This is a genomic window from Mesorhizobium sp. M0292 (genome assembly GCF_040321695.1).
GTDB lineage: Bacteria > Pseudomonadota > Alphaproteobacteria > Rhizobiales > Rhizobiaceae > Mesorhizobium.
Map to the genome: position 1 here is coordinate 1 of NZ_JAMYSB010000003.1, position 26301 is coordinate 26301.

Genomic DNA, 26301 nt, shown 5'->3' on the forward strand with positions numbered 1-26301 from the left:
TCGCTCTTCGAGCTTCGCAGGACAAGCCCAACCCTCAGCGCGAAGCAGGATGGCGGAGAGGATGCCCTCCGAAGCCTTGGCGTAGAAGGGCCGGACCGTGTGGTGTGCTACGTGCCGCACAGCGTAAGCCCAGACAATCCCTTGCAAAATTCGATTGGCAGTCCTGCTTCGCTCTTCGAGCTTCGCAGGACAAGCCCACCTCAGCGCGAAGCAGGATGGCGGAGAGGATGCCCTTCGACGCCCGGCAAAGGAGAGCAGCTCATGTGGTAAGAGCAGCTCATGTGGTATGTGTATCTTCTGGAGAGTGCGGCTGCCGAACGCGAACGCTATATCGGCATAACGACGGACCTGAAACGACGGCTTGTCGAGCACAATGCGGGGAAATCCAGCCATACATCCAAGTTTCTGCCGTGGCGGATCGTCACCTATATGGCCTTTTCGAACCAGGGCAAGGCAGCTTCATTCGAGCGCTATCTCAAATCCGGTTCAGGGCATGCCTCCGCAAACAAGCGCCTGTGGTGATGGCCGCATCACCCGCAGCAAAGTTCCATTTTTCAATAGACCTCAACAATAACAACTGATTACAGCGAAAACGCCTGTCGCCGGCTTCACTGTCTTGTTCGATTCTGACTGGAGGTCAGAAAATGAACATTAAGAGCCTTCTCCTCGGCTCCGCTGCGGCCCTGATCGCAGTTTCCGGTGCGCGTGCCGCCGACGCCGTCGTCGTCGCCGAGCCGGAACCGGCTGAATACGTCAAGATTTGCGACGTCTACGGCGCCGGCTACTTCTACATTCCCGGCACCGAAACCTGCCTGCGCATCGGCGGCTATGTCCGCTACGACATCGGCGCCGGCGACGTCGGCTCGTTCGACGGTGCGAGGTCCTTCGACCATAAGGATGGCGACGAGCAGGATACCTTCTACAAGAACGCCCGCTTCACGCTGAAGACCTGGACCGGCCAGGAAACCGAACTCGGCACCTTGAAGACCTACACCGAGACCCGCTTCAACTTCGGCAATCGTAACGGCTATCCGTCGGCAGACGATCCGGCAACGGAAGCAGACGAGTTCAACTCCAACCCTGCCGGCAACAAGAACGTTTCGCTGAACTTCGCCTGGATCCAGCTCGGTGGTCTGCGCGTCGGTAAAGACGAATCGGCCTTCGACACGTTCATCGGCTACGCCGGCAACGTCCTTCAGGATACGCTCGTTCCCTACGGCGACTTCGACACCAACGTCGTCCAGTACTACTTCGATGCGGGCAACGGCTTCTCGGCCGTCATCTCTCTCGAAGAAGGCTCGGGCTTCGACACCATCGACAGCTACGTTCCGCATGTCGTCGGCGGCGTGAAGTACACGCAGGGCTGGGGCGCCATCACCGGCGTCGTCGCTTATGACAGCAACTATGAAGAAGTCGCCGGCAAGGTTCGGTTGGACATCACCCCGATGCAGAACCTGTCGCTGTTCATCATGGGCGGCTACGGCACCGACGACAATTTGACGGACTCGAGCTATGCGATCGACGCTGGCGGCCGCGGCTTCTACAAGCAGTGGGGCGGCAACTGGGCATTCTGGGGTGGCGGCACCTACACCATCAACGAGAAGACCTCGTTCAATGCCCAGGTCTCGTATGACGAATGGAAGAATCTCGGTGTTGCCGCCAACATCGCCTACGACGTTGTTCCCGGCTTCACGGTCACGGCCGAAGTCGACTACCTCAATGCAGGCAAGTTCGACGACGCCAATTTCTCCAACTTCACCAACGCCGACAAGAAGAGCAGCATCGGCGGTCTCCTCCGCTTCCAGCGCTCGTTCTAAGACGCTCAGCCTGGCTGAAAATCGAACCCGGCGGGCAACCGCCGGGTTTTCTTTTTGAAGCGCCCGTCGCCATTGGCTGCAGTGCTGGCCTTCAAAAGGGTTGCCGCCTACCGGCGGTCAGGTCGTAGAGCGTGGCCACCCGCGCCGATTTCATCACGGGCGTGATGGCCACTATTTCCAGCCGCGCCAGAACTTGCGCCGTCCTATTGGGCACGCTAGCAAGAAGGCCCATCTTCTCGTGAGCCTTTGCCATGCGCCAGCGCCCTGCCCTCACGCCGCTTGTCGGCGCGCTTCCCTCGACGGTGCCGTTTGTCGGACCGGAAGCGCAGGAGCGCGAGCGCGGACGTGCTTTTCGCGCCCGCATCGGCGCCAATGAAAGCAGCTTCGGGCCTTCGCCGCGCGTTATCGCCCGTATGGAGCGCGTCGCGCGTGACCAGTGGATGTATTGCGATCCCGACAATTACGAGCTGAAGCAGGCTGCGGCCGCCCATCTCGGCATCGGCGCCGAAAACGTCGTGGTCGGCGAAGGCATAGACGGGCTGCTTAGCCTGGTGGCGCGCATGTATGTCGCGCTTGGCGACGCGGTGGTCACCTCGCTCGGCGCCTATCCGACCTTCAACTTCCACGTTGCCGGCGTCGGCGGCCGGCTGGTCACGGTGCCTTACGAGAACGACAAGGAAAGCCTGGACGGCCTGCTCAAGGCAGTCATCAAGGAGAAGGCGCCGCTGGTCTATCTCTCCAATCCGGACAATCCGATGGGCAGCTGGTGGGAAGCAGGAAATATCACCCGCTTGGTCGAAGCGTTGCCGGAAACCACCATGCTGGTGCTCGACGAGGCCTATGGCGAATTGGGGCCGGCCTCGGCGCTGCCGCCGATCGATGTCGCGCGACCCAATGTCATCCGCATGCGCACCTTCTCCAAGGCATACGGGCTGGCCGGCATACGCTGCGGCTATGCGGTGGCGGAAGCCGAGGTGATCCGTGACTTCGAGAAGATCCGCAACCATTACGGAGTCAGCCGCATGGCGCAGATCGCCGGCGTCGAGGCGCTGGCCGACCAGGACTGGCTGCACAGCGTGGTGGCGCGAGTCGCTGCCGGCCGCACACGTATAGCCGGGATTGCGGAGACGAACGGGCTGAAGCCGCTGCCATCGGCGACCAATTTCGTCACCATCGACTGCGGCCAGGACGGCGCCTTCGCGCTGAAAGTGCTGCAAAACCTTTTGTCGCGCGACGTTTTCATCCGCAAGCCGATGGCGCCAAGGCTCGAACGTTGCATCCGGGTCAGCGTCGGCCTCGATCATGAACTCGACATCTTTGCCGAGGAACTGCCCGGCGCACTCGCCGCGGCGCGGGGAAACTAGCCCCGCCGATTGCCATCGCAACAGAGCCTGCCGAGGCCGCCAAGGCCAAAACAGAATCAGCCGCGACCCCGACTCCGTCGATCCAGCAGCAATCCGACACTCAAGCCTGTTGCTTTCGTCCGATTCCGCGCCAGTTTCTGTGCATGGGAGGCAACGATGGATGACCGGCAAAGGGCAGTGCAGGCGCGTGTGCATGGCAAGGTGCAAAGCGTCGGCTACCGGATGTGGGCGCGAGGCGAAGCGACAGGGCTTGGCCTCGTAGGTTGGGTACGCAATGAACGAGACGGCACCGTGACGGCCTGGATTGCCGGTGCCGATGCTGCGGTTTCCACAATGATCGATCAGCTCCGGCAAGGGCCAAGGGGAGCTTCGGTTTCGAAGGTCGAGACCAAGGAATTCGAACTCCTCGACGCGCCCATCGACTTTCGGATCATCGTCTAGACGGAACCACTTTATTGCCGCTTGAATTAATTGAACGTTCGTTTTATTATTGGTATCGGGAGACGTTCATGGCACGCACAACGGGATCCGACGGCGAAAAAACTGAAGCGGCCGTCCGGGAGGCTGCGGTCAGCCTGATCGCCCGCTTCGGCTACGAGGCAATGTCGATGCGGCAGCTTGCCGCCGAGGTCGGCGTTCAGGCCGCCGCGCTCTACCGCTATTTTCCGACCAAGGAAGACCTCCTGTTCACGCTGATGCGCGAGCATATGGAAGGGCTGATCGAAGCGTGGGACGCCGCACGCCCCGATGCCACCGATCCGGCAACGCGACTTGCCGCCTATGTCGAAAACCACATCGCTTTCCACATCGAGCGCCGCCACTCCACCCATGTCTCGAACATGGAATTGCGCAGCCTGTCGCATGAACGGCTGACGCAGATCCTGCGCATGCGCACCGCCTATGAGAAGGAGTTGCGCGCCATCCTGCGCGACGGCGCGGAGGCCGGCGCCTTCAGTGTCGATGACACCGGGCTCACTGCCATGGCCCTGATCCAGATGATGACCGGCGTCATCGTCTGGTTCCGGCCGGGCGAGCGGCTGTCGATGGCTGAAGTCACGGCGACATATCTTTCAATGACAATGCGCCTAGTTGGCGCGAACATAGACGATAGTTCCGGGAGGGAACGGCATGTACACGAACACACTCAGCTTCGGGCATGACGAGGACATCGAGGCGCTGCGCGATCTGGTGCGCCGCTTTGCCCAGGAGAAAATAGCGCCGATCGCCGCCGAGATCGACCGCAGCAACCAGTTCCCCGCGCATCTGTGGAAAGAACTCGGCGCGCTCGGCCTGCTTGGAATCACCGCCGATCCCGATTTCGGCGGTAGCGGCATGGGCTACCTCGCCCATGTCATTGCGGTGGAAGAGATTTCTCGCGCCTCGGGCTCGGTCGGCCTTTCCTACGGCGCCCATTCGAACCTCTGCGTCAACCAGATCAACCGCTGGGCGACACCTGCGCAGAAGGAGAAATTCCTGCCGGCACTTTGCTCGGGCGAAAAGGCCGGGGCGCTGGCCATGTCGGAATCGGGCGCCGGCTCGGACGTCGTCTCGCTCAAGCTGCGGGCTGAAAAGCGCAACGACCGCTATGTGCTCAACGGCTCAAAGATGTGGATCACCAACGGCCCCGACGCCGAAACGCTGGTCGTCTATGCCAAGACCGATCCGGAGCGGAAATCGCGCGGCATCACCGCCTTCATCGTCGAAAAGACGATGGCCGGCTTCTCGGCATCACCAAAGCTCGACAAGCTCGGCATGCGCGGCTCCAACACCGGCGAACTGGTGTTCGACAATGTCGAGGTGCCCTATGACAATATGCTGCATGAGGAGGGCCGCGGCGTCGAGGTCCTGATGTCGGGCCTCGACTACGAGCGCACCGTGCTCGCCGGCGGCCCGCTCGGGCTCATGGCGGCCTGTCTCGACGTGGCGATCCCCTATGTGCATGAGCGCAAGCAGTTCGGCCAGCCGATCGGCGAGTTCCAGCTCGTGCAGGGCAAACTTGCCGACATGTATTCGACGATGAACGCCGCGCGCGCTTACGTTTATGCTGTCGCGGCTGCCTGCGATCGCGGCCAGACGACACGCAAGGATGCCGCTGGCTGCGTGCTGTTTGCCGCCGAAAAAGCGACGCTGATGGCGCTCGACGCCATCCAGCTGCTTGGCGGCAACGGCTATACCAACGAGTACCCGACCGGCCGGCTGTTGCGCGACGCCAAGCTCTACGAGATCGGCGCCGGCACCAGCGAGATCCGCCGCTGGCTGATCGGGCGCGAGATCATGGCGGAAGGGGTTTAGTGCCTGCCAAGATGGCAGGCTGTTGTTTTGCGGGTATCGAGAGACAAGTAGGGCGATAGATGGTTACGTCATCGGGACATCCAGTCACAAGGCGGGGGATATTTGCGATGGCTTTGTTTTCCACAATCGCTGGCTTTCTCGGGCGCGCGAAGGCTCAGAAGCGTCGCTTTTCTAATATGGCGGAATTCAGAGAGCTCGTAATTGCCGAACTCAAACGGCAGCCAGGTGTCGATAGCGCTGTCGCTGACCCATCGGATCCTGCAAAAATCGGTGCAAAACTCGATGGCGCAGAAGTGACGGCAGACGTCACAAACGTGTTCGGGCACTTGAACTCATACCCCGACGAAGACGCCGATGCGGCCATACGCAGGCTAGTCCGAGGCCTCGCCGAAATACGACCTAGGGCGAGTGAAGAAAGTCTGATCGCGGTGATACGGACCCAGCAGTATGTCGAGCACCTCAGATCGATGGGTCTGGATTTATTGTGCGAACCGCTGGTTGGTGAAATTGCGGTCGTATACATGGCCGACCTTCCCGATTCAGTCTCACCTGTTGCTCCGAAGGACTTCCCCGGCCGGGCGCTTTCGGATTTGCGCGATGTCGCACTAGGCAATGTGAAGAAATGGCTGCCGAAAATTGTCTCCGACGGCCAGATTGGCACATTTTATCTCTATTACGTCGACGGCAATACGATGCTCTCCACGAGCCTTGTGCTGCTCGACGAGTTCTGGCTGTCGATCAAAGCACAGTTTCCCGGCGATGTTTTATTTGCGCTGCCGCGCCGGGATCAATTGTTCATCTTCGATGCGAGCAATCCGAAGGCCCAAAGCGTGGCCAGACAGATGATCGACGTCACGTTCGAGGATGGCTTCAATCTGCTATCCGATAAAATTTTCGAACGCCGCAACGGCAAACTCCTAGCGCAGGTGTAGAGATCGATATGGCCGTACTTCAAACCCAAATCTCGCCCTCCTCCGAAACCTTCCGCGCCAATGCCGAGCGCATGCGGGCGCTGGTTTCCGACATTGCGGAAAAGGCGGCCAGCATCGAGCGCGGCGGTTCGGATGAGGCGCGCGAGCGTCATGTTTCGCGCGGCAAGCTGTTGCCGCGCGAGCGGCTCGCACAATTGCTCGACACCGGCTCGCCCTTCCTCGAGATCGGCCAGTTCGCGGCATGGTCGATGTATGGCGAGGAGATTTCCTCGGCCGGCATGATTGCCGGCGTCGGCCGTGTCGAAGGCACCGAAGTGATGGTCGTGGTCAACGACGCCACGGTGAAGGGCGGCACCTATTATCCGCTGACCGTGAAGAAGCATTTGCGCGCGCAGGAGATCGCGCTGCAGAACAATCTGCCTTGCGTCTACCTCGTCGACAGCGGCGGCGCCAATCTGCCCAACCAGGACGAGGTGTTTCCCGACCGCGAGCATTTCGGCCGGATCTTCTACAACCAAGCCAACATGTCGGCAGCCGGCATTCCGCAGATCGCCTGCGTCATGGGCTCATGCACGGCAGGTGGCGCCTATGTGCCGGCAATGTCGGACGAGACGATCATGGTGCGCAACCAGGCGACCATTTTTCTCGGCGGCCCGCCGTTGGTGAAGGCCGCCACCGGCGAAGACGTCAGCGCCGAGGAGCTTGGCGGCGCCGACGTGCACACCAGGTTGTCCGGCGTCGCCGACCACTATGCGCTGGATGACGAACATGCGCTGGCCATCTGCCGGCGCATCGTGAAAAATCTCAACCGGCGCAAGACCGTAAGCCTGACCTTACAGAGCCCCACGCCGCCGCTTCACGACGCGCGGGAACTCTACGGCATCGTGCCGACCGATCTGCGCCAGCCCTATGATGTGCGCGAGGTGATTGCGCGGGTCGTCGACGGCTCCGAGTTCGACGAGTTCAAGCAGAATTACGGCACCACGCTGGTCACCGGCTTTGCCCATCTCCAGGGCATGCCGGTCGGCATCATCGCCAACAATGGCGTGCTGTTTTCGGAAAGCGCGCTGAAGGGCGCGCATTTCATCGAGCTATGCTGCCAGCGCAAGATCCCGCTGATATTCCTGCAAAACATCACCGGCTTCATGGTCGGGCGAAAATACGAGGCCGGCGGCATCGCCAAGGACGGCGCCAAGCTGGTGATGGCGGTCGCCACCGCGCGCGTGCCGAAGATGACGATGATCATCGGCGGCTCGTTCGGCGCCGGTAATTACGGCATGTGCGGGCGCGCCTATTCGCCACGCTTCCTGTGGATGTGGCCGAACGCCCGCATTTCGGTGATGGGCGGCGAACAGGCCGCAACCGTGCTGGCGGTGGTCAAGCGCGAGGGCATCGAGCGCAAGGGCGGCGAGTGGAGCGCAGACGAGGAAGCAAAATTCAAGAAGCCGATCCTGATGAAATACGAGCATGAGGGCCATCCGCTTTATTCCTCGGCAAGGCTGTGGGACGACGGCATCATCGATCCGGCGAAAACACGCGAGGTGCTGGCGCTCAGCCTGTCGGCCGCGCTCAACGCCGACATCGAAGAAACGAAGTTCGGCGTGTTCAGGATGTGAGATGAGCACGCTCGACCAACGCATCAGCATCCACACCGGCGATATCACAAGGCTTGCGGTCGATGCCATCGTCAATGCCGCCAATTCCTCGCTGCTTGGCGGCGGCGGTGTCGACGGCGCGATTCACCGCGCGGCCGGCCCGGAGCTCGAATTCAAATGCCGGATGCTCAATGGCTGCAAGGTCGGCGATGCAAAGCTCACCAAGGGCTACAGGCTGCCGGCGCGCTACATCATCCACACGGTCGGGCCAGTCTGGCAAGGTGGCAGCAGGGGCGAAGCCGGACTGCTCGCTTCCTGCTACCGCCGGTCGCTTGAAATCGCATTCGACCATAATTGCCGGACGGTGGCATTTCCGGCGATCTCGACCGGCATCTACGGCTATCCGAAAGACCAGGCGACCGGGATCGCCGTTGGCGCCGTAAGCGCCTTCCTGCAACTGAATGCAGTGCCTGATACAGTTACCTTCTGCTGCTTCGATGATCAGACGGCCGAACTATATCAGCGTGCCGTTGCCGCTCTTGGGGAGGGCTGAACTCATGGATCAAACGACTGCTATAGAGACGACTTCGATAGGGCGCTCCCTTGGTAAGGGAGAGGTCGGTAATGCACGAATGGTTGCCCTGACACGCTGGCGGGACAGCGCGCCCCTCTGTCCTGCCGGACATCTCCCCCACTTGGAGGGAGATCGGACGTCACGCCGGCTTTCGCCAATCGCCACCGTTGAAAGAAGGGCAGCAGCCTCAAAGCTGCCAATCTCCCCCCTCGTGGGGGAGATGTCCGGCAGGACAGAGGGGGGCGCGAAGGGATGCCGACGTCGACCAACGCAAAACCGGGAGGCTCCATGTTCGCCAAGATCCTGATCGCCAATCGCGGCGAGATCGCCTGCCGTGTGATCCGCACCGCGCGCAGGCTCGGTGTGCGCACCGTCGCCGTCTATTCCGACGCCGATGCCAAGGCCATGCATGTCGAAATGGCCGACGAGGCGGTGCATATCGGCGCTTCGCCCGTCGGCGAAAGCTATCTGCGCGGCGACAAGATTGTCGCGGCCGCGCTGGCGACAGGTGCCGAAGCGATCCATCCCGGTTACGGTTTCCTCTCGGAAAACCCTGATTTCGTCGACCAGGTGGTGGCGGCAGGGCTCACCTTCATCGGCCCGTCGGCCGCCTCGATCCGCGCCATGGGCTTGAAGGACGCGGCCAAGCGGCTGATGGAAAAGGCCGGCGTGCCGGTGGTGCCGGGCTACCATGGTGAGGCGCAGGAGATCGTGCTGCTGGCGTCCAAGGCGCGCGAGATCGGCTATCCCGTGCTGATCAAGGCGCGTGCCGGCGGCGGAGGCAAAGGTATGCGGCGGGTCGAACATGCCGACGATTTCTCCGAGGCGCTTTCGGGCGCACGGCGCGAAGCCAAGGCCGCGTTTGGCGACGACCGCGTGCTGGTCGAAAAATATGTCGACAAGCCGCGCCACATCGAGGTCCAGGTGTTCGGCGACAATTTTGGCAACGCCGTGCATCTCTTTGAGCGCGACTGCTCGGCGCAGCGCCGGCATCAGAAGGTGATCGAGGAAGCGCCGGCGCCCGGCATGACGCCGGCGCTGCGCAAGGCGATGACGGAAGCGGCGGTCAAGGCCGCCAAGGCAATCAGCTATTCCGGCGCCGGTACCATCGAATTCATCGTCGATGCCTCGCAAGGGCTGAAGGCCGACCGCTTCTGGTTCATGGAAATGAACACCCGCCTGCAGGTCGAACATCCCGTCACCGAAATGGTCACCGGCACCGATCTTGTCGAGTGGCAGTTGCGGGTGGCATCCGGCGAAAAGCTGCCCAAGACGCAGGGCGAGATCGCACTTTCGGGTCACGCCTTCGAGGCGCGCATCTATGCCGAGGACGCGGCAAAAGGGTTTTTGCCGGCGACCGGCACGCTGCATCACCTGAGATTTCCCGACAAAGCTCCCGAAGGCGCCACGATGCGCATCGAGACCGGCGTGCGGGCCGGCGATGCGATCTCGCCCTTCTACGATCCAATGATCGCCAAGCTGGTGGTCCACGCCAGGGACAGGCAGGCGGCGCTCGATGCGCTCGGCACAGCGTTGTCGCAGACCGAGATTGCCGGCTCGACCGTCAACACCGCCTTTCTCGCGGCACTTGCCGCGGACGCCGATTTTTCCGTCGGCGACGTCGATACCGGCCTGATCGGCAGGCATCAGGAAGCGCTGACCGCGGTCGCCCCGCCGCGCAGCGAGATCGTTGCCGCGGCGGCCCTTGCCGCGGCGGGCGCCGGTGCCTTGCCGCCGTCGAACGATCCGTGGTCGTCGCTTGCCGGCTATGCGCATTTCCACAGCATTGCGCGCCGCACGCGCCTGCGCCATGGCGAGGACGATATACTGGCGCGTGTTTCAGTGCGGCCGGACGGGCGCTTCGAGGTGGCGCTGGACGCGCCCTATGACAGCGTCAATTCGCATGATCTTCGCGCCGCCCCTCGCCTTGCCCGCTGGCCAGGCCACGTCACCGTATTCGAAGGCGCGGTCGGCTACAGTTTCCTCGTCCCGGATCCGCTGGCGCGCACCGACGAGGCGGCCGCCGCTTCCGGCAGCCTGCCCGCGCCGATGCCAGGCGTGGTCAAGCTGGTGCGCGCGGCAAAGGGCGAAAGGGTGATCAAGGGCCAGCCGCTACTGATCCTGGAAGCGATGAAGATGGAGCACACGATCGCGGCCAGCCATGACGGCGTGATCGCGGAAATCGCCACCGAGGGCGAGCAGGTCACCGACGGAACGGTGCTGGTGCGCTTCGTTGAAGAGGCTTCATAGCCGGCTGGAGGCTTGAATGAAAAATGGCCGGGACAAGCCCGGCCATTGCCATGAGCACGCGGCCGCTTACTGCGCGATCGGTGCGTATTTGCCGTCGTGCCACTGGTTGATGTCGTAGCTGGCGTTCTTCAGATCGCCCTTCTCGTCGAAGGTCACGTCGCCGACCACGGTGCTGAACGGCGTGCCGTTCTTCAGCGCTTCGGCTACCTTGACCGGATCGTCCGTTCCGGCGCGCTTGACGCCCTCTGCAAACGCCTGAACGACGGCGTAGGAGAACAGCGTAAAGCCTTCCGGCACGAAGCCGCCCGCCTTGATCTTGGCGATGGCCTCCTTGGCTTCCGGCTTGGCCTGCGGGTCCGACGGGAAGACGAACAGGGTGCCTTCACCGGCGGGGCCGGCGACCTGCCAGAATTCTGGCGAGGCGATCGAATCCGGCATGATCAGCTGGAACTTGACGCTCTGCTCGGCCGACTGACGCAGGATAAGCCCGGCTTCCGGGTGATAGCCGCCGAAATAGACAACGTCGGCCTTGAGGTCCTTCAGCTTGGTGACGAGAGCCGAATAATCCTTCTCGCCGGCATTGATGCCTTCATAGTCGATCTCCTTGAGGCCACCGGCATTCATCGTCGCCTTCACGGCATCGGCAACGCCCTGACCGTAGGCGCTCTTGTCATGCAGGATAACGACATTCTTGCCGGCATATTTCTTGGCGATCCACGGGCCAATGAAGGCGCCCTGCGCGTCGTCACGCGTATAGAGACGCATGATCGTCGGCCAGCCGGCCTTGGCGGCGGCATCGGTCAGCTCGGGATTTGAAGAGGCCGGGCTCATCATCAGCGCGCCGGCCTCGGCGTAGACGGCGGAAGCCGGGATGCTCGAACCTGAACAGGCATGGCCGTCAATAAACTTGACGCTGTTGGCAACGATCCGGTTGGCCACAGAAACCGCCTGCTTGGGATCGCACTGGTCGTCCTCGATGTCGAGCTTGATCATGGAGCCGTTGACACCGCCGGCGGCGTTGATCGCATCGGCGGCTGCCGTTGCGCCCTGCTTGAACTGATCGCCGATCGTGGCGAGCTGTCCGGTCATCGGGCCGACCACCGAAATGGTGATGTCATCGGCAAAGGCAACCGGCGCGCTCATCATCAGGCCAAATACGGCCGCGCTCAAAATACCCGTTTTTTTCATGGTGATAGAACTCCTCCCACACTCGCGCAGCCGCTCTGGCCGCGCTTCTTTCCGAAGGCGGGACAATTTCATCCTTCATTGGGCCTGTCTAGGCGCATCGGCGCCGCTCGATTGGGCCTCATCAACGCAAAAAGCCACGCCAGCCTGATCCGGCCGGTCGTGGCTTTTTGCTCGTAGCAGTCCCCATGCGCCCCCGCGCCACGAAAACCTGCCCGCCGTCCCCATTGTGCACGACTGGACCGTGCCGGCCTGCCGCGTTCTTGTTCTTTCATGGTCGGCCGTCTTGTCGCGGCCTTGTTGTCTACCGGTTCCGGCCGTCTATGCGGTCTTGATCCCGGAGCTTCCCTGTCTTTCGTATATCTGCTCGAGATCGCCGATCTCAGTGCATGGTCATCCATTCGCGGGCTTCGCGCAGCGCCTTGGCGATCTCGGCCTTGGACATCGCGGCCGACAGTTCCGAGCGCAGTTCGGCGGCGCGGACCGAGCCCTTGATGGCGGCGATGTTGAACCATTTGTGGGCGGCAACGACATCGGTCTCGCAATCGCGGCCGGTCGCATACATCATGCCCAGTTCGAAAAGAATGTCGGCCTGGGCAGTTGCCCCCATGGCGCCGAAGCCGGCTTCAAGCATTTCAAAACGTGCCATTTTAGTCCCCTGTCTGGCTCCCGAGAGCGGGCCTCTTCTGTCCCCCGGTGTTCCCTGGGGAGCCGCTCTTTCGATGCTTCCGAGAATGAGGCCGAGCCTTGAATCCGTCGTTAAATGGCGTGCTTAATTTGGAGAAAACAAAGCTAAAACAAGAGGTAAACGCGGAAATTCGTTAAGGATACAAAGTCAGCAATCCCGCCGTTTCTCGACCGATTTGACGAAAATTTGCAAGGCGCCGATCAACACTCTGCTAACCACGCGAACCAAAGCCAACGCCTCGATCGTTTCATTTCCACGGGCTGCACTCTCCCGACCCTGCATGAAAATTGCGAAACCTTCCGTCGCGGTACGCTTTTGTTTTGCCAGGAGCTGGATTAGCTTACGTTTGCGTAAGGGGCAGAGAGGCGGCTGCCCCATCTAACCAGGGAGGACAGATATGTTTCGCAAAGTGAGCTTGGCCCTGGCGGCCGCCGTGATGATGGCTGGTGCGGCTTGGGCCGATCCGATCGAAGGCAATTGGAAGACACAAGCCGGCGACACAGCAGTTATCGGCGGCAGCGGTTCATTCTCCATCACCCTGAAGACCGGCAAATATGCCGGGAAGACCATCGGTTCGCTCAAGGCGGCCGGGGCCAACAAATATGCCGGCAACATCACCGATCCGGCAAACGACAAGACCTATTCGGGCAAGGCAACACTGTCGGGCACCTCGCTCAAAATGAGCGGCTGCGTGCTCGGCGGGCTGATCTGCAAGAGCCAGACCTGGCACAAGCTCTGATCTTGCTGCTTTGAGTTGACCAACGGGGCCTTCACAGGCCCCGTTTTCTTTTGCAGGACGGTCCGCGCCATAGCGACGACCGTGCCGTTTGCGGCGGCGCAAACCCAAACCGACGCTCTCTCTAAGACCTCGTCAATCACTTTGAACCGCAGATGAACGTCGGCATCAGCGCCGGTTCAGTCGCATCAGGGCATTTTGATGGCGTGTTCAAGGAGACACTACGCAAATGCTCGCTCGCCGCTTCACCATCGTCTGCCTGTTGATGAGCCTGTTCGGGATGCTCTTCGCCATCCTCGTGGCCGAAGCCGGCCGCCCGGCCCGTTCCTGGGATGCAGCCAGTTCCTGCCAATTCGATTGCATGAACCATTTTCGCCCCTGAGACGACAAAGACATAGATCCAAACAGAAAAGCAAAAGCCATGAACCGCATCGCCATCAACGCCCTCCAGACCCTTCGGCTCCTGCCGCGGGCGGCGCTCGTCCTGGTCGTGCTGTCGGCGCCGGTCCTGGTCATGCCGATGATGCGGGCCAATGCCGACACGACGATCGACGCGCCGGCGACGAAGAAGCATGGCGTCGGCTTTGTCTTGCTGGTCAGTCTGCAGCGCGGGTAAGGTGTGCCGGTATTAAGGTGATGCCGGCCTGCAAGTGGCGGCCTTTGGTGCTCACATACTTCGAGTACGCTCCGCTCCGGTTCTCGAAGCCAACCAGTTTGGTCGCTTCGCGCCCGTCTTCGACTCCGGCTCAGCCTTACCTGAATCTCAGCACACCTTGGGCGTGGACGAATAAATCGACCACTTGGCGGCCATCCTCCCCTCCCAAGTGCGGCCTCAAGTCTCTATATTGAGCCATGGAAAAGCGAATCTACCCACAAGCTATCGAATCGGTCGTCATGCCTGAGCCTTTCGGCAAGCAGAGCTTCGACGACGCCAAAAAGGCCGTGGCCGCCTTGCAGGTGCTCTACGACCGCAACACCAAGTTTCTGCGCGACTCCTTTGCCACGCTTGCCGCCGGCGGCGACGAAAGCAAGCGCTACCGCGCCTTCTACCCGGAGATCGGCGTCACCACCAATTCGTTCACCCAGATCGACTCGCGCCAGGCTTACGGCCACATGCCGACCCCCGGGCATTTCTCGACCACCATCACCCAGCCGGTGCTGTTCGAACGCTATCTCGTAGAGCAGCTTCGCCTGATCATGCGCAATCACGGCGTGCCGGTAACGGTTTCGGAATCGACCACGCCGATCCCGCTGCATTTCGCGTTCCTTGAAGGAACCCATGTCGATGGCGCCGCCGCCGACCGCATCAAACGGCCGATCCGCGACCTGTTCGACGTGCCGGATCTTGACGGCACCGACGACCAGATCGCCAACGGCACCTTCGAGGTCGCGTTCGGCGAACCAAGGCCGCTGGCGCCGTTCACGGCGCAGCGCATCGACTATTCGCTGCACCGCATGACGCACTACACGGCGACCAGCCCGCAGCATTTCCAGAACTTCGTGCTGTTCACCAACTACCAGTTCTACATCGACGAGTTCGTCGCCCGCGCGCGGGCCCAGATGGCTGAAGGCGGCCACGGCTATACCGAATTCGTCGAACCGGGCAATGTCATCACCAAGGCAGGGCAAAACGCACCCAGCGAAGGCGTGGCGGCGCCGCGCCTGCCTCAGATGCCAGCCTATCATCTGAAGAAGCCGAACCATGGCGGCATCACCATGGTGAACATCGGCGTCGGCCCGTCCAACGCCAAGACGATCACCGACCATGTCGCGGTGCTGCGGCCACATGCATGGCTGATGCTCGGCCATTGCGCCGGCCTGCGCAACACTCAGGCGCTGGGCGACTATGTGCTGGCGCATGCCTATGTCCGGGAAGACCATGTGCTGGACGATGACCTGCCGGTGTGGGTGCCGATACCGCCGCTGGCCGAGATCCAGGTGGCGCTGCAGGAGGCGGTCGCCGAAGTCACCGGACTTTCCGGCTACGATCTCAAGCGCATCATGCGCACCGGCACCGTGGCCACCATCGACAACCGCAACTGGGAACTGCGCGACCAGCGCGGACCGGTGCAGCGGCTGTCGCAGTCGCGCGCCATCGCGCTCGATATGGAATCGGCCACGATCGCCGCCAATGGCTTCCGCTTCCGCGTGCCCTACGGCACGCTGCTTTGCGTCTCCGACAAGCCGCTGCATGGCGAGTTGAAGCTGCCCGGCATGGCGACCGAATTCTACAAGCGGCAAGTGGCGCAGCATCTGACCATCGGCATCAAGGCGATGGAGAAGCTGGCGGAAATGCCGATGGAACGGTTGCATTCGCGCAAGCTGAGAAGCTTTTCGGAGACGGCCTTTCAGTAGACCGGCTTGCCGTAAATGTTTGCCGCGAGGCGTTTCGTCATCTTGATTGGGCCGCATTTCAGCCGATAAAGGCCTGATACCTCGGCAATGTATTACCCGGTCTATGGGCAAAACCCGGTCTGATGGCACGCGTGCGAAAGATGATGGCTTCAATGGCGTTCCTGGCAATGCTCGGCCTCTCGGCCGCGCTTGTAGCCGGGTTCTTTGGCGCACTGCATCCGGCCTTCGATTCCTTTGCCCATTTCCGCATCCATTTTGCCGTGCTGATGGGGCTGATTGCGCTGCCGCTGCTCGCCACCTCGTTTCGCCTGCAGGCGGGCGTGGGCCTGCTGCTGGCCGTGGCCGCCTTCGCCAGCACGTTGAGCACCTTGCCGCGCCTGTGGCCGGTGCAGGCCGCCAATGACGCCGCGCCCGGCAACGAACCGGTCTACCGGCTGCTGCAGATGAACCTGCGTTTCAACAATCCGACGCCCAAGAAGGTTCTTTCGCTGATCGCCAGGACCAACCCAGACGTGATCACGCTCGATGAAGTATCGGCCATGTGGGCGACCGAACTCGGCTATATCCAGAACGCCTATCCCTATCGCATCCTGTGCGCCCATCCCGACGGCGTGTGGGGCGTGGCGCTTTTGTCCCGGCGACCTTTTGCGGCCGGCACCGAGCCGCATTGCGAACCGCGCGGCGCGATGGCGGCCGCCACCGTCGATTTCGGCGGCACTCCGGTCGATGTCGCGGCGATCCATTTGAGCTGGCCGTGGCCGAAGGAACAATACTGGCAGATCGGCGAGTTGACCGAGACGCTCACCTCGCTCGGCGAGACGGCGATCATGGCCGGCGACTGCAATGCCGTGCCGTGGAGCGCCGCGGTACGGCGCGTTGCCTCGCTCGGCGGACTGACCGTGATGCCGTCGGCCGGACCGACCTGGATCCACCGGACCCTGCCCGATTTCCTGCGGCGCTATGTGGGCCTGCCGATCGACCAGGTGTTTTCGAAGGGCGGGGTGACCATCCTGTCGTCGACGCAGATGGAAGAGACCGGCTCCGACCATCTGCCGGTGATGGTGGAATTTTCATTGATGCGCGACGAGACCAAGCCGGCCGACGAGGATTCTACCGCGACTGTGTCGCTGATCCAGCCCAGCATGGGCGGCTAGATCGTACGCCACGGGGCTTACGGTTTCACAAGCCTACCAAGGCCTCGATGATGCGCTCGACATGGCCGCCTTCACTGTGCTCGCGCGCGTCGAACGCGATCTGTTTTGCCTCATAGAGCTTGGAAGTGGCTTGCAAGCGCCGCGTGGCTTCGACGCGCGTTTTGTTGCATTGCGGATCGTTGGCAAATTTCAGGCCGCGAACCGACCGCTCGGCAGCCTGCATCATCTGCCCGGCGATACGGCCATGGGTTCCTTCATGAGCGAGAACGCCTGTGAAAAACCGGTTCCAGCGTTTGCGCAGCGCCGGCGTGACGGCCGAGGCGACGCGCGGGTAGGTGTAGGCGATGTTGAGCGTTCCATTGGCCTGGCGCAGGCGGCAGACGCCGTTGACCTGACCCAGGTCCAGGCTCCAGTCGGCGGTGTAGCTTGTCTGCGCGATGGCGTGGGTCATGAAACCGTGCTTGGGGCCTCTGCGGTTCATGGCGATAACCAGACCGGCACCTGTCGTGCCGGTGATGTCATAGGTTCGCGTCTTAACGACGGTTTTCACCCCGGCCGACGCCGTCCCGACGACGCCGCAGGCCGCGCTTATGGCGGCGACGCAAAACAAGACCAACACGCGCATGCCATTTTCCCCATGGACGCGGCAATGAGACCACAAGCAGACGACGGTTTCAACAATCTTTGGCGCCGAGCGCCTTACATGCCTTGGTAAACCCGGCCATCGCCGCCATTTTTTGCTAGTCGAGACGGCCCCGGTCGGTGAGGCTCACATGCCCTGATAGACCGGGCCTTCGCCGCCTTGTGGCGGCACCCAGTTGATGTTCTGGTTGGGATCCTTGATGTCGCAGGTCTTGCAGTGCACGCAGTTCTGCGCGTTGATGACGAAGCGCACATCCTTGGCAGACGGATCGGCGGCGGCGTTGCCGTCCTTGTCGACCCATTCGTAAACACCGGCCGGGCAATAGCGGGTCGAAGGCCCGGCAAAGACATCATGCTCGGAACGCTTCTGCAACTCCATGTCGCCGACGATGAGATGCACCGGCTCGTTTTCCTCGTGATTGGTGTTGGACAGGAACACCGAGGACAGGCGGTCGAAGGTCAGCACGCCGTCCGCTTTGGGATAGGCGATCTTCTTGTGCTTGGCCGCGGGCTCAAGCGTGGCGTAATCGGCCTTGCCATGTTTCAGCGTGCCGAAGGGCGAGAAGCCGAACAGCGTGTTCAGCCACATGTCGAGACCACCGAGGCCGACGCCGATAATGGTGCCGAAGCGCGACCAGAGCGGCTTGACGTTGCGGACCTTCTTCAAATCCTTGCCGATATCGGTCGCGCGCCAGGCGTCCTCATAAGACGACAGCTCGTCATTGGCGCGGCCGGAGCCGATCGCTTGCGCGACATGCTCGGCCGCCAGCATGCCGGACAGCACCGCATTGTGCGAACCCTTGATGCGCGGCACGTTGACGAAGCCCGCCGCACACCCCATCAGCGCGCCGCCGGGGAAGGAGAGTTTCGGCACCGACTGCCAGCCGCCTTCGGTAATGGCCCGCGCGCCATAGCCGATGCGCTTGGCGCCCTCGAAGGTGCGCGATATCGCCGGATGCGTCTTGAACCGTTGGAATTCCTCGAAGGGCGACAGCCAGGGGTTCTTGTAGTTGAGATGCAGGACGAAGCCGACCGCGACCTGGTTATCCTCGAGGTGGTAGAGGAAGGAGCCGCCGCCTGTCTTCAGGTCGAGCGGCCAGCCGAAGGAGTGCTGCACCAGGCCCGGCCGGTGGTTCTCGGGCTTGACCTGCCACAGCTCCTTGAGGCCGAGGCCGTACTTGCCGGGCTCACGCCCGTCGGACAGTTTGTATTTTGCGATCAGCTGCTTGGACAGCGAACCGCGCGCGCCCTCGCCGATCAGCACGTATTTGCCCATCAGCGCCATGCCCGGCGCAAAGCCCGGGCCATGTGTGCCGTCTTTTTCGACGCCCATGTCGCCGGTGATGACGCCCGTGACCGCGCCGGCATCGTTGTAGACGAGGCTGGCGGCAGCAAAGCCCGGATAGATTTCGACGCCCAGCGCTTCAGCCTTGGTTGCCAGCCAGCGGCAGACATTGCCGAGCGAGACGATGTAGTTGCCGTGATTGTTCATCAGCGGCGGCATCAGGATATTGGGCAGACGGAACGAGCCGGCGGGGCCGAGCACCAGGAAATCGTCGGCCGTAACCGGCGTCTTGAAGGGGTGGCCATCTTCCTCGCGCCAGCCCGGCAACAGGCGGTCGATGCCTATGGGATCGACGACGGCGCCTGACAGAATATGGGCGCCAACCTCGCCGCCCTTTTCCAACACCACGACGGAAAGCTCGGGATTGACCTGCTTGAGACGGATCGCTGCGGCAAGGCCCGCCGGACCGGCCCCGACGATGACCACGTCGAATTCCATGCTCTCGCGTTCGATCTCGCTCATCAACCCCTCCGCACTGGCCAACCGTTTCCGGCATTTTGCTGGCTCCTGCGCTGCATAGCGCATCAATCCGCGACAGGAAACCGGCGCTGACGTGACAATGCCGATTTCGACAAAAAGTCGCGGATGACAACTCTGCCGCAAGCGTTTTGCGCGCGACCGCGCTCAGCGTCCCATATTTTAATTGTTCGACGGCTCTCTTATCGGCCATACTTATTTCCATGCGCACGCCGTCCGGCTATTCATTGACGCGCTTCCCCCTTCCGCCCGGCCGGACCTGCCGAGCGATCCTTCTCGCCCTTTCAATGCTTACGCCGGTTCGCGCTCAGGCCGAGCCGGTGAAGGTGTGGGCGACCGGCGCCTATTCCTTTTCCGACGAGCTTGGCGGTTTCCACATCACCGGCGCCTCGGGCACCGGCACCAAGGAAGATCCGTTGGTCATCTCCGAGGAGCTGAATTCGTCGACGCCGGTGACGCTCACCATCCGCACCACCAAACCGATCCAGCCGTTCAGCACCAACGGCGAATTCGCCAGCGGCATCCTGTACATGCGTATCGAGGTGCTCAACAACAGCGGCCAGGCCTGGGTTGAATTCCAGTTCGAGCTGCAGGAGATACTCAACCAGCCGAGCGTGTTCGGCGACGGCCTGTCCTTCGACCAGCGCAACAAGACGCCCGACAACATCCTGTCGAGCGCGTACGCCGATTTCGACCGCGATTTCGAACCCTATGACCGGCTCTTGTTCAAGAGTGGACAGATCGACCCGCTGAAGAGGGGACGCTTCGAGTTTCTGATCACCGACTACACGCCGCGCTGGACGTTCTATCTGGTGCAGGATCCGCGGATACCGACGGGGTAAGCGGCAGACGCCGTGAAAATCGCCACGAAATGCCCTTCGTGATTGGCGAAAGCCGACGAGCGCGTAATCTCCCTCCTTGAGGGGGAGATTACTAACCGCCCAACCTTGCAAATCACCTCTCGGCGGACGAATGTGCCCGGCATGACTGCCGCCTCCCCCAACAACCGATCCGACCTGGCCGAGTTGCTCGCCTTCTACGCCTCTGCCGGTGTCGACGAAGCGTTGGAGGACGCGCCGGTGAACCGGTTTGCCGGGGCAGCACCGGAGCGCCCCGAGCGCACAACGGCGCCTGCCGCGCCGCCTCGCGAAAACAAGTTTCCGGAACAAGCCGCCGCCAGCCCCGGGCTGGACGCAAGCCGGGTGCCGGACGCGCCGGCGCGTTCCGTTCCGGCCATGGCGACGGTGCCCGACGAGGCACAGGCGGCCCTGGCCCGGCAAATGGCGGCAAGTGCCTCGACGCTCGACGAACTGCGCCAGCACATGGCGTCGTTCGATGGCTGCAACCTCAAATTCACCGCCAAGAACCTGGTCTTTGCCGACGGCAACCCGGAAGGTTTGGTGATGTTGGTCGGCGAGGCGCCCGGCCGCGACGAGGATATTGAGGGCCTGCCCTTCGTCGGCCGCTCCGGCCGGCTGCTCGACCGCATGCTGGGGGCGATCGGGCTTGACCGGACTTCGGTCTATATCGCCAACGTCATTCCCTGGCGGCCGCCCGGCAACCGCACGCCGACGCCGCACGAGACCGAAATCTGCCGCCCCTTCATCGAGCGGCAGATCGAGCTGGTCAATCCGAAGGTGCTGGTCAATCTCGGCGGCCCTTCGGCCAAAACCCTGCTCAACACGACCGAAAGCATTCTGCGCCTGCGCGGCAATTGGCAGGTGCACACGACGGTGTCGGGCACTGCCATTCCGGCCATGCCGACGTTGCACCCGGCCTATCTCTTGCGGACGCCGGCGCACAAGAAACTGGCGTGGCGGGATTTTCTCGAGGTGAAAGCGAAGTTGCGAGAGGTGGGCTAGCTAGCTGATCTCCCCCTTGAGGGCCCTTGGAGGGGGAGATGTCGCCGAAGGCGACTGTGGGGTCGTTGCGCGTGGAGCGCCAACGTCCATTTCCGTAAGAAGGTCGCATCCCGTCGAACCCCTTCTGGCCTGCCGGCCATCTCCCCCTCAAAGGGGGAGAAGATTTCGCCTCGGCCTCCGCTATAACCTCCGACGTAATTGAAATCCCTCTCCCGCCGCCTTAATCCTGCCCGATGACAACAGCCCAAACCTCCGCCGGCAGCCTGATCCGCGAATGGCGCACGCGCCGGCGCATGAGCCAGCTTGATCTCGCAATGGAGGCTGAGATTTCCCAGCGTCATCTCTCCTTCGTCGAAAGCGGCCGCGCCGCGCCCTCGCGCGAGATGGTGCTGCATCTGGCCGAGCAGCTTGAGATTCCGCTGCGGCAGCGTAATCAGCTGTTGCTGGCTGCCGGCTTTGCCCCGAGCTTCAGCGAGCGGCCACTCACAGATACGACGCTGGCGCCGGCGCTTGCCGCGGTCGAGAGCGTGCTCAAAGGGCATGAGCCGTTCCCCGCCCTCGCCGTCGACCGGCACTGGAACCTGATTTCCGCCAATGCCGCCATCGGCCCGTTTCTGGCCGATGTTGCCGAGCCGTCGCTGCTCCAGCCGCCGGTCAATGTGCTGCGCCTCAGCCTGCACCCGAACGGCATCGCACCGCGCATCGTCAATCTCGCGGAATGGCGGGCGCATCTGCTGGAGCGGCTGAAACACCAGAACGATGCCGCCGGCGATCCCGTCCTGGTCGAGCTGGAGCGCGAATTGCGAACCTATCCGTCCGGGCTCAAGGGTGCGCGGCCGGTGCCGGTCGAGCCCAACGGCATCGTCCATCCGCTGCGGCTGGCGCATGGCGACCAGGTGCTGTCCTTCATCAGCACCATCACCGTCTTCGGCACGCCGCTTGACGTGACGCTGTCGGAACTGGCGATCGAGTCTTTCTTCCCGGCCGACGAGCAGACGCGAGCGGTGCTGGTGCGGCTGGCGAAGGAACGTGCGGAAGCTAACTGAGCCAACCCCGCGGACCTCCTCACCCCTGTGGTGGCGCTGCCTTGCGCGTTCGGGTGCGTTCCAGGCCGAGTTGGCGCTCGCGCCAGATGATGAACATGCCGGCGGCAACGACGATCACACCGCCGACGAGCGTGTTGATGGTGGCGATATCGCCAAAGGCGAAATAGCCGACGACCACGCCGAGGATCATCGAGGTGTATTCGAACGGCGCCACCACCGAAGCTTCGGCACGGCGGTACGCCGCCGTCATCAAAATCTGCGCCAGCCCGCCACAGAACCCTGCTGCGACCAGCAGACCGGCCTGCAGCGGCGTCAGCGCCTGCCAGCCGAAGGGCAGCGTAAGCAGCGCCATGACACTCGCCGTCGCCGAGAACCACAACACGATGGTCGCTGTTCGTTCAGTCTGGACAAGATTGCGCACGAGCAGGATGGCATTGGCGGAGATTGCTGCAGAAACAAGAGCAGCGATGACGCCCAGCACCTCCTGGTCGCCGAGCGCGACGCCCGACGTGAGCAGCGTCAGCTCCGGCCAGGAGATGATCAGCACGCCGACCAGACCGACCGCAACCGCGCTCCAGCGATAGACGCGAATGGCTTCGCCGAGGAATAGCGAGGAGAACACCACCACCAGCAAAGGCTGGGCATAGTTCAGCGTGATCGCCTCAGGCAGCGGCAGCCGGGTCAGCGCAAAGAAGCCGAGCCCCATGGCGCAAACGCCGACGACACCGCGCGCAATGTGGTTCAGCGGGCGTTTGGTGGCGAACGCCGTACCGAGTTTTCTCTTGAAGGCCAGGAAGGCGATGATCGGGAAGATGGCGAAGAAGGAGCGGAAGAAGACGATCTGGCCGGCCGGCAAAGTGCCGGCGGCCTTGATGCAGGTTTGCATGCCGACAAAGACCGCCACCGACATGACCTTGAGCATGATCCCGGTGAGAACATTAGAGCGCCGCGCGTCGTCTTCGACGCGCAAAGGACGCTCTGACACTTTAAATCTGCGCATCGTGCTTTCCAAAAATCGACATCGATTATTGGGCCGATGCGCGCCGGGATGATCGGACAGTTTCCCGCCCGCTTCGTCTCCAGGCCCGGCTTTCACTGTTTTGTTGCTTCCCGGATCTCCGCTGAGATGCGCGTCGAACGACGCGGTACACAGGCGCCCATGCCGAACTTCGATCTGACGACGGTCATCAAGGCCTCACGATGATGGCGGAAGGGGAACGCCCCGAAATAGGCATTGGCGCAGTTTTGTCGAGTGACCGTTTCGTGTAAAGAGCGCGCAACTTTAGATTAATGGGCCAGGACACGTCAGCGGCTCCGACAGCGACAGGGAAACCCAAGGGAATGCGAACCGATACCGGCCAGGTCTTCAAGCTCGAAGACTACCGCCCCAACGACTTTTCCATCCCGCAAACCGGCCTCACCTTCCGCCTTTCGCCAGACGCAACGCGTGTCACCGGAGTGCTGACGATCGAACGCCGCGATGGCGCCGCCGCCTCGACGTCGCTGGTGCTGGACGGCGACGGGCTGGTGCTCAAGCGCATTGCCATCGACGGTCGCGAGCTTGCCCCGGCCGAGTATCTCGCCACGCCGGACCAGCTGACCATTTTGAGGCCGCCGGCCCGTTTCCAGCTGCTGCTCGAGACCGAGATCGCGCCGGCCAGCAATGAGGCGCTGATGGGCCTCTACCGCTCCAGCAATGTCTATTGCACGCAATGCGAGGCCGAGGGCTTTCGCCGCATCACCTATTTCCTCGACCGCCCCGACATCCTGTCGGTCTATACCGTGCGTATCGAGGCGAGGCTGGACGAAGCGCCGCTGTTGCTTTCCAACGGCAATCCGGTCGAAAGCGGCGCGCTTGCCGACGGCTGGCACTTTGCAGTCTGGGACGACCCCTTCCCCAAGCCGTCCTATCTGTTTGCGCTCGTGGCCGGCAATCTCGGCAAGGTTGCGGACAGTTTCGTCACCATGTCCGGGCGCGAGGTCGAACTCGGCATCTTTGTCGAGCCAGGCAAGGAGGGGCTTGCCGGCTACGCCATGGATGCGCTGAAGCGCTCGATGCAATGGGACGAGCAGGCCTTCGGCCGCGAATACGACCTCGACGTCTTCAACATCGTCGCCGTTTCCGACTTCAACATGGGGGCCATGGAGAACAAGGGCCTCAATATCTTCAACGACAAGTATGTGCTGGCCGACCGGGAAACCGCCACCGATGCCGATTTCGCCAATATCGAGGCGATCATCGCGCATGAGTATTTCCACAACTGGACCGGCAACAGGATCACCTGCCGCGACTGGTTCCAGCTCTGCCTCAAGGAAGGGCTGACGGTCTTTCGCGACCATGAATTCTCCGCCGACCATCGCTCGCGCGCGGTCAAGCGCATCGCCGAAGTGCGCACGCTGAGGGCACACCAGTTCCCCGAGGACCAGGGACCGCTGGCGCATCCGGTGCGGCCGCGCCGCTACCGCGAGATCAACAATTTCTACACGGCGACCGTCTACGAAAAAGGCTCGGAAGTCGTGCGCATGATCCGCACTATCCTCGGGGCCGAGGCTTTCCGCGCCGGCATGGATCTCTATTTCGAGCGCCATGACGGCGAGGCCGCGACGATCGAGGACTTCCTGAAGGTGTTCGAGGACGTCTCCGGGCGCGACCTGTCGCAGTTCGCGCTCTGGTATCACCAGGCGGGCACGCCGAACCTGACCGTCAGTTCGACGCACAATCCGGCGACGCGCGAGTTTACGCTCGAGATCGAGCAGTCGGTGCCGCCGACGCCGTCGGAAAGCCGCAAGCGGCTGATGCACATCCCGCTCGCCTTCGGGCTGGTCGGCGCCGGCGGCGAACCGGTTGCCTATGGCGGCGTCGAGGGCGCCGCCGTCGAGGACGGTGTCATCCATATTCGCAAGCGCCGTCACATGGTGCGCTTCTCAGGCGTTGCCGAGCGGCCGGCGGTGTCGCTCAACCGCGGCTTTTCGGCACCGATCACGCTTTCGGTCGAGCAGAAGGCCGACGACCAGTTCTTTCTCGCCGGCCATGACAGCGATGCCTTTGCGCGCTGGCAGGCGTTCAACACGCTTTTGACCGATGCGCTGATAGCGGCCTTCCGCCAGATCCTCGGCGGCGCAAAGCCGGCCTTCACCGCCAGGCTGACCGGACTTGCCGGCAAGATCGCCGGCGACGAGACGCTGGAACCCGCTTACCGGGCACTGGCGCTTTCGCTTCCGGGCGAGGCCGACATTGCTCGCGACATCGGCAGGAATATCGACCCCGACGCCATCTTCGCCGCCCGCGAGGCGCTGGCGCTGGCAATCGCGCGCGCCAATCAGCAAACGTTCACCGACCTATACGGCCGCCTCGCCGACGACGGGCCGTTCAGCCCCGACGCGGCAAGTGCGGGACGCCGCGCGCTGCGCAACATCCTGCTCGACTACCTCTCGCTGCTGCCGAAAGGGGCTGCGCTCGCCGCCCGGCATTTCGAGGTCGCGACGAACATGACCGACCGCGCCGCAGCGCTGACCGTCCTTGCGCACCGCCATGACGGTTCGCCGGAGGCGATCAAGGCGCTGGCCGATTTCGAGGCCCGTTATGGCGCCGATCCGCTGGTCATGGACAAATGGTTCCAGATCCAGGCCAGCGTGCCGGGACCCCGGACAGTCGACACGGTACGCGAGCTGACTGGTCACGCAGCTTTCTCGATGGCCAATCCGAACCGGGTGCGCTCGCTGGTCGGCACATTCGCCAGCGCCAACCAGACCGGCTTCCACCGCGCCGATGGCGAAGGCTACCGGTTTTTTACCCAGACCGTACTCGAGGTTGAAAAACGCAATCCGCAAGTGGCGGCCAGGCTGGCGACAGCGCTGCGCTCGTGGCGCTCGCTGGAGCCGGGCAGGCAAGCCAAGGCCAGGGAAGCGCTGCTGGCCATCGCCGGTGCCGAGAACCTGTCGGCGGATTTGCGGGACATTGTGGAGCGAACGCTGGCCTGATCCCTC

General features: G+C 62.6%; 25 protein-coding genes. 19 read left to right on the top strand and 6 right to left on the bottom strand.

The genetic code is table 11. The features are described 5' to 3' along the window. Positions 1-279: 279 nt before the first annotated feature. Entirely contained in the window at positions 280-522 is a 243-nt protein-coding gene (locus tag NKI96_RS04935) for a GIY-YIG nuclease family protein (RefSeq protein ID WP_023747471.1), read from the top strand. 122 nt (positions 523-644) lie between these two features. Next, on the top strand, positions 645-1817 hold the full coding sequence (locus NKI96_RS04940; protein WP_352803170.1) for a porin: 1173 nt from the start codon (positions 645-647) through the stop codon (positions 1815-1817). A 91-nt stretch (positions 1818-1908) separates the two neighbouring features. Here NKI96_RS04940 and NKI96_RS04945 read toward each other — a convergent pair whose 3' ends face one another. Further along, positions 1909-2070: a hypothetical protein gene (locus NKI96_RS04945; RefSeq protein ID WP_023687272.1), complete on the bottom strand. Its 162-nt coding sequence runs from the start codon at positions 2068-2070 to the stop codon at positions 1909-1911. On the opposite strand from NKI96_RS04945, the gene NKI96_RS04950 reads away from it, so the two are divergent. The 8 genes from NKI96_RS04950 (at position 2069) to NKI96_RS04985 (ending at position 10824) form a co-directional block, all read left to right on the top strand. After that, the gene (locus tag NKI96_RS04950; RefSeq protein ID WP_352803172.1) at positions 2069-3181 is read left to right on the top strand and encodes a pyridoxal phosphate-dependent aminotransferase; all 1113 of its coding nucleotides are present in this window, start codon (positions 2069-2071) and stop codon (positions 3179-3181) included. The genes NKI96_RS04945 and NKI96_RS04950 overlap by 2 nt on opposite strands. Positions 3182-3337: 156 nt before the next feature. Then, complete coding sequence (locus tag NKI96_RS04955) at positions 3338-3622, top strand: acylphosphatase (protein WP_023687270.1); 285 nt, start codon at positions 3338-3340, stop codon at positions 3620-3622. Between the two features lie 68 nt (positions 3623-3690). Continuing rightward, positions 3691-4341, top strand: a complete 651-nt coding sequence (locus NKI96_RS04960; protein WP_352803175.1) for a TetR/AcrR family transcriptional regulator — start codon at positions 3691-3693, stop codon at positions 4339-4341. After that, complete coding sequence (locus tag NKI96_RS04965; RefSeq protein WP_352803178.1) at positions 4310-5473, top strand: isovaleryl-CoA dehydrogenase; 1164 nt, start codon at positions 4310-4312, stop codon at positions 5471-5473. The genes NKI96_RS04960 and NKI96_RS04965 overlap by 32 nt, the downstream gene beginning before the upstream one ends. Positions 5474-5580: 107 nt before the next feature. Further along, entirely contained in the window at positions 5581-6405 is an 825-nt protein-coding gene (locus NKI96_RS04970) for a DUF1444 family protein (protein WP_196815222.1), read from the top strand. An 8-nt stretch (positions 6406-6413) separates the two neighbouring features. Further along, positions 6414-8021, top strand: a complete 1608-nt coding sequence (locus NKI96_RS04975) for a carboxyl transferase domain-containing protein (RefSeq protein WP_352803180.1) — start codon at positions 6414-6416, stop codon at positions 8019-8021. A gap of 1 nt (position 8022) precedes the next feature. After that, on the top strand, positions 8023-8553 hold the full coding sequence (locus NKI96_RS04980; protein ID WP_023821081.1) for an O-acetyl-ADP-ribose deacetylase: 531 nt from the start codon (positions 8023-8025) through the stop codon (positions 8551-8553). A 309-nt stretch (positions 8554-8862) separates the two neighbouring features. Next, positions 8863-10824 (top strand): acetyl/propionyl/methylcrotonyl-CoA carboxylase subunit alpha, encoded by a 1962-nt coding sequence (locus NKI96_RS04985; RefSeq protein WP_352803183.1) that lies wholly within the window; start codon positions 8863-8865, stop codon positions 10822-10824. Between the two features lie 66 nt (positions 10825-10890). Here NKI96_RS04985 and NKI96_RS04990 read toward each other — a convergent pair whose 3' ends face one another. Further along, on the bottom strand, positions 10891-12012 hold the full coding sequence (locus tag NKI96_RS04990) for an ABC transporter substrate-binding protein (protein ID WP_023687260.1): 1122 nt from the start codon (positions 12010-12012) through the stop codon (positions 10891-10893). Between the two features lie 379 nt (positions 12013-12391). Beyond that, positions 12392-12658: a sel1 repeat family protein gene (locus tag NKI96_RS04995; RefSeq protein WP_023821079.1), complete on the bottom strand. Its 267-nt coding sequence runs from the start codon at positions 12656-12658 to the stop codon at positions 12392-12394. Between the two features lie 436 nt (positions 12659-13094). Here NKI96_RS04995 and NKI96_RS05000 point away from each other — a divergent pair, with 436 nt between their 5' ends. From NKI96_RS05000 to NKI96_RS05020, 5 genes are all read left to right on the top strand, one after another. Beyond that, positions 13095-13436, top strand: a complete 342-nt coding sequence (locus NKI96_RS05000) for a DUF2147 domain-containing protein (RefSeq protein WP_023687258.1) — start codon at positions 13095-13097, stop codon at positions 13434-13436. A 226-nt stretch (positions 13437-13662) separates the two neighbouring features. After that, positions 13663-13815, top strand: a complete 153-nt coding sequence (locus NKI96_RS05005) for a hypothetical protein (protein WP_023692826.1) — start codon at positions 13663-13665, stop codon at positions 13813-13815. A gap of 39 nt (positions 13816-13854) precedes the next feature. Next, complete coding sequence (locus NKI96_RS05010) at positions 13855-14049, top strand: hypothetical protein (RefSeq protein ID WP_023702175.1); 195 nt, start codon at positions 13855-13857, stop codon at positions 14047-14049. Between the two features lie 278 nt (positions 14050-14327). Then, positions 14328-15788, top strand: a complete 1461-nt coding sequence (locus NKI96_RS05015; protein WP_023731828.1) for an AMP nucleosidase — start codon at positions 14328-14330, stop codon at positions 15786-15788. 140 nt (positions 15789-15928) lie between these two features. Then, the gene (locus tag NKI96_RS05020) at positions 15929-16942 is read left to right on the top strand and encodes an endonuclease/exonuclease/phosphatase family protein (RefSeq protein WP_502900250.1); all 1014 of its coding nucleotides are present in this window, start codon (positions 15929-15931) and stop codon (positions 16940-16942) included. A gap of 25 nt (positions 16943-16967) precedes the next feature. Here NKI96_RS05020 and NKI96_RS05025 read toward each other — a convergent pair whose 3' ends face one another. Together NKI96_RS05025 and NKI96_RS05030 are read right to left on the bottom strand one after the other, a co-directional pair. Next, positions 16968-17567, bottom strand: a complete 600-nt coding sequence (locus NKI96_RS05025) for a DUF922 domain-containing protein (RefSeq protein WP_023742637.1) — start codon at positions 17565-17567, stop codon at positions 16968-16970. A 144-nt stretch (positions 17568-17711) separates the two neighbouring features. Then, entirely contained in the window at positions 17712-19391 is a 1680-nt protein-coding gene (locus NKI96_RS05030; protein WP_352803188.1) for an electron transfer flavoprotein-ubiquinone oxidoreductase, read from the bottom strand. A 302-nt stretch (positions 19392-19693) separates the two neighbouring features. Here NKI96_RS05030 and NKI96_RS05035 point away from each other — a divergent pair, with 302 nt between their 5' ends. The 3 genes from NKI96_RS05035 to NKI96_RS05045 all read left to right on the top strand — a co-directional run bounded on the left by NKI96_RS05035 (position 19694) and on the right by NKI96_RS05045 (position 22314). Continuing rightward, positions 19694-20248: a hypothetical protein gene (locus NKI96_RS05035; protein WP_033003810.1), complete on the top strand. Its 555-nt coding sequence runs from the start codon at positions 19694-19696 to the stop codon at positions 20246-20248. A gap of 141 nt (positions 20249-20389) precedes the next feature. Beyond that, positions 20390-21268: a uracil-DNA glycosylase gene (locus NKI96_RS05040; protein ID WP_352803191.1), complete on the top strand. Its 879-nt coding sequence runs from the start codon at positions 20390-20392 to the stop codon at positions 21266-21268. Positions 21269-21501: 233 nt separating this feature from the next. Beyond that, complete coding sequence (locus NKI96_RS05045; protein ID WP_023687252.1) at positions 21502-22314, top strand: helix-turn-helix domain-containing protein; 813 nt, start codon at positions 21502-21504, stop codon at positions 22312-22314. 19 nt (positions 22315-22333) lie between these two features. Here NKI96_RS05045 and NKI96_RS05050 read toward each other — a convergent pair whose 3' ends face one another. Next, positions 22334-23236 (bottom strand): DMT family transporter, encoded by a 903-nt coding sequence (locus NKI96_RS05050; RefSeq protein WP_245261986.1) that lies wholly within the window; start codon positions 23234-23236, stop codon positions 22334-22336. Positions 23237-23655: 419 nt separating this feature from the next. On the opposite strand from NKI96_RS05050, the gene pepN reads away from it, so the two are divergent. Then, positions 23656-26295 carry an aminopeptidase N gene (gene pepN, locus NKI96_RS05055; RefSeq protein ID WP_352803194.1) on the top strand — a complete coding sequence of 880 codons (2640 nt, stop codon included), beginning with the start codon at positions 23656-23658 and terminating at the stop codon, positions 26293-26295. Positions 26296-26301 lie beyond the last annotated feature (6 nt).

Bases quoted from the DNA above. Each gene is read 5' to 3' on its own strand.
- NKI96_RS05040 (WP_352803191.1), top strand. From the start codon at position 20,390: ATGACTGCCGCCTCCCCCAACAACCGATCCGACCTGGCCGAGTTGCTC.
- NKI96_RS04955 (WP_023687270.1), top strand. From the start codon at position 3,338: ATGGATGACCGGCAAAGGGCAGTGCAGGCGCGTGTGCATGGCAAGGTG.
- NKI96_RS05050 (WP_245261986.1), bottom strand. From the start codon at position 23,236: ATGCTCAAGGTCATGTCGGTGGCGGTCTTTGTCGGCATGCAAACCTGC.
- NKI96_RS04960 (WP_352803175.1), top strand. From the start codon at position 3,691: ATGGCACGCACAACGGGATCCGACGGCGAAAAAACTGAAGCGGCCGTC.
- NKI96_RS05015 (WP_023731828.1), top strand. From the start codon at position 14,328: ATGCCTGAGCCTTTCGGCAAGCAGAGCTTCGACGACGCCAAAAAGGCC.
- NKI96_RS05020 (WP_502900250.1), top strand. From the start codon at position 15,929: ATGATGGCTTCAATGGCGTTCCTGGCAATGCTCGGCCTCTCGGCCGCG.
- NKI96_RS04950 (WP_352803172.1), top strand. From the start codon at position 2,069: ATGCGCCAGCGCCCTGCCCTCACGCCGCTTGTCGGCGCGCTTCCCTCG.
- NKI96_RS05000 (WP_023687258.1), top strand. From the start codon at position 13,095: ATGTTTCGCAAAGTGAGCTTGGCCCTGGCGGCCGCCGTGATGATGGCT.
- NKI96_RS05005 (WP_023692826.1), top strand. From the start codon at position 13,663: ATGCTCGCTCGCCGCTTCACCATCGTCTGCCTGTTGATGAGCCTGTTC.
- NKI96_RS04990 (WP_023687260.1), bottom strand. From the start codon at position 12,012: ATGAAAAAAACGGGTATTTTGAGCGCGGCCGTATTTGGCCTGATGATG.
- NKI96_RS04995 (WP_023821079.1), bottom strand. From the start codon at position 12,658: ATGGCACGTTTTGAAATGCTTGAAGCCGGCTTCGGCGCCATGGGGGCA.
- NKI96_RS05035 (WP_033003810.1), top strand. From the start codon at position 19,694: ATGCTTACGCCGGTTCGCGCTCAGGCCGAGCCGGTGAAGGTGTGGGCG.
- NKI96_RS04975 (WP_352803180.1), top strand. From the start codon at position 6,414: ATGGCCGTACTTCAAACCCAAATCTCGCCCTCCTCCGAAACCTTCCGC.
- NKI96_RS04980 (WP_023821081.1), top strand. From the start codon at position 8,023: ATGAGCACGCTCGACCAACGCATCAGCATCCACACCGGCGATATCACA.
- pepN (WP_352803194.1), top strand. From the start codon at position 23,656: ATGCGAACCGATACCGGCCAGGTCTTCAAGCTCGAAGACTACCGCCCC.
- NKI96_RS04985 (WP_352803183.1), top strand. From the start codon at position 8,863: ATGTTCGCCAAGATCCTGATCGCCAATCGCGGCGAGATCGCCTGCCGT.
- NKI96_RS05010 (WP_023702175.1), top strand. From the start codon at position 13,855: ATGAACCGCATCGCCATCAACGCCCTCCAGACCCTTCGGCTCCTGCCG.
- NKI96_RS05025 (WP_023742637.1), bottom strand. From the start codon at position 17,567: ATGCGCGTGTTGGTCTTGTTTTGCGTCGCCGCCATAAGCGCGGCCTGC.
- NKI96_RS04970 (WP_196815222.1), top strand. From the start codon at position 5,581: ATGGCTTTGTTTTCCACAATCGCTGGCTTTCTCGGGCGCGCGAAGGCT.
- NKI96_RS05030 (WP_352803188.1), bottom strand. From the start codon at position 19,391: ATGAGCGAGATCGAACGCGAGAGCATGGAATTCGACGTGGTCATCGTC.
- NKI96_RS04965 (WP_352803178.1), top strand. From the start codon at position 4,310: ATGTACACGAACACACTCAGCTTCGGGCATGACGAGGACATCGAGGCG.
- NKI96_RS04940 (WP_352803170.1), top strand. From the start codon at position 645: ATGAACATTAAGAGCCTTCTCCTCGGCTCCGCTGCGGCCCTGATCGCA.
- NKI96_RS04935 (WP_023747471.1), top strand. From the start codon at position 280: ATGTGGTATGTGTATCTTCTGGAGAGTGCGGCTGCCGAACGCGAACGC.
- NKI96_RS05045 (WP_023687252.1), top strand. From the start codon at position 21,502: ATGACAACAGCCCAAACCTCCGCCGGCAGCCTGATCCGCGAATGGCGC.
- NKI96_RS04945 (WP_023687272.1), bottom strand. From the start codon at position 2,070: ATGGCAAAGGCTCACGAGAAGATGGGCCTTCTTGCTAGCGTGCCCAAT.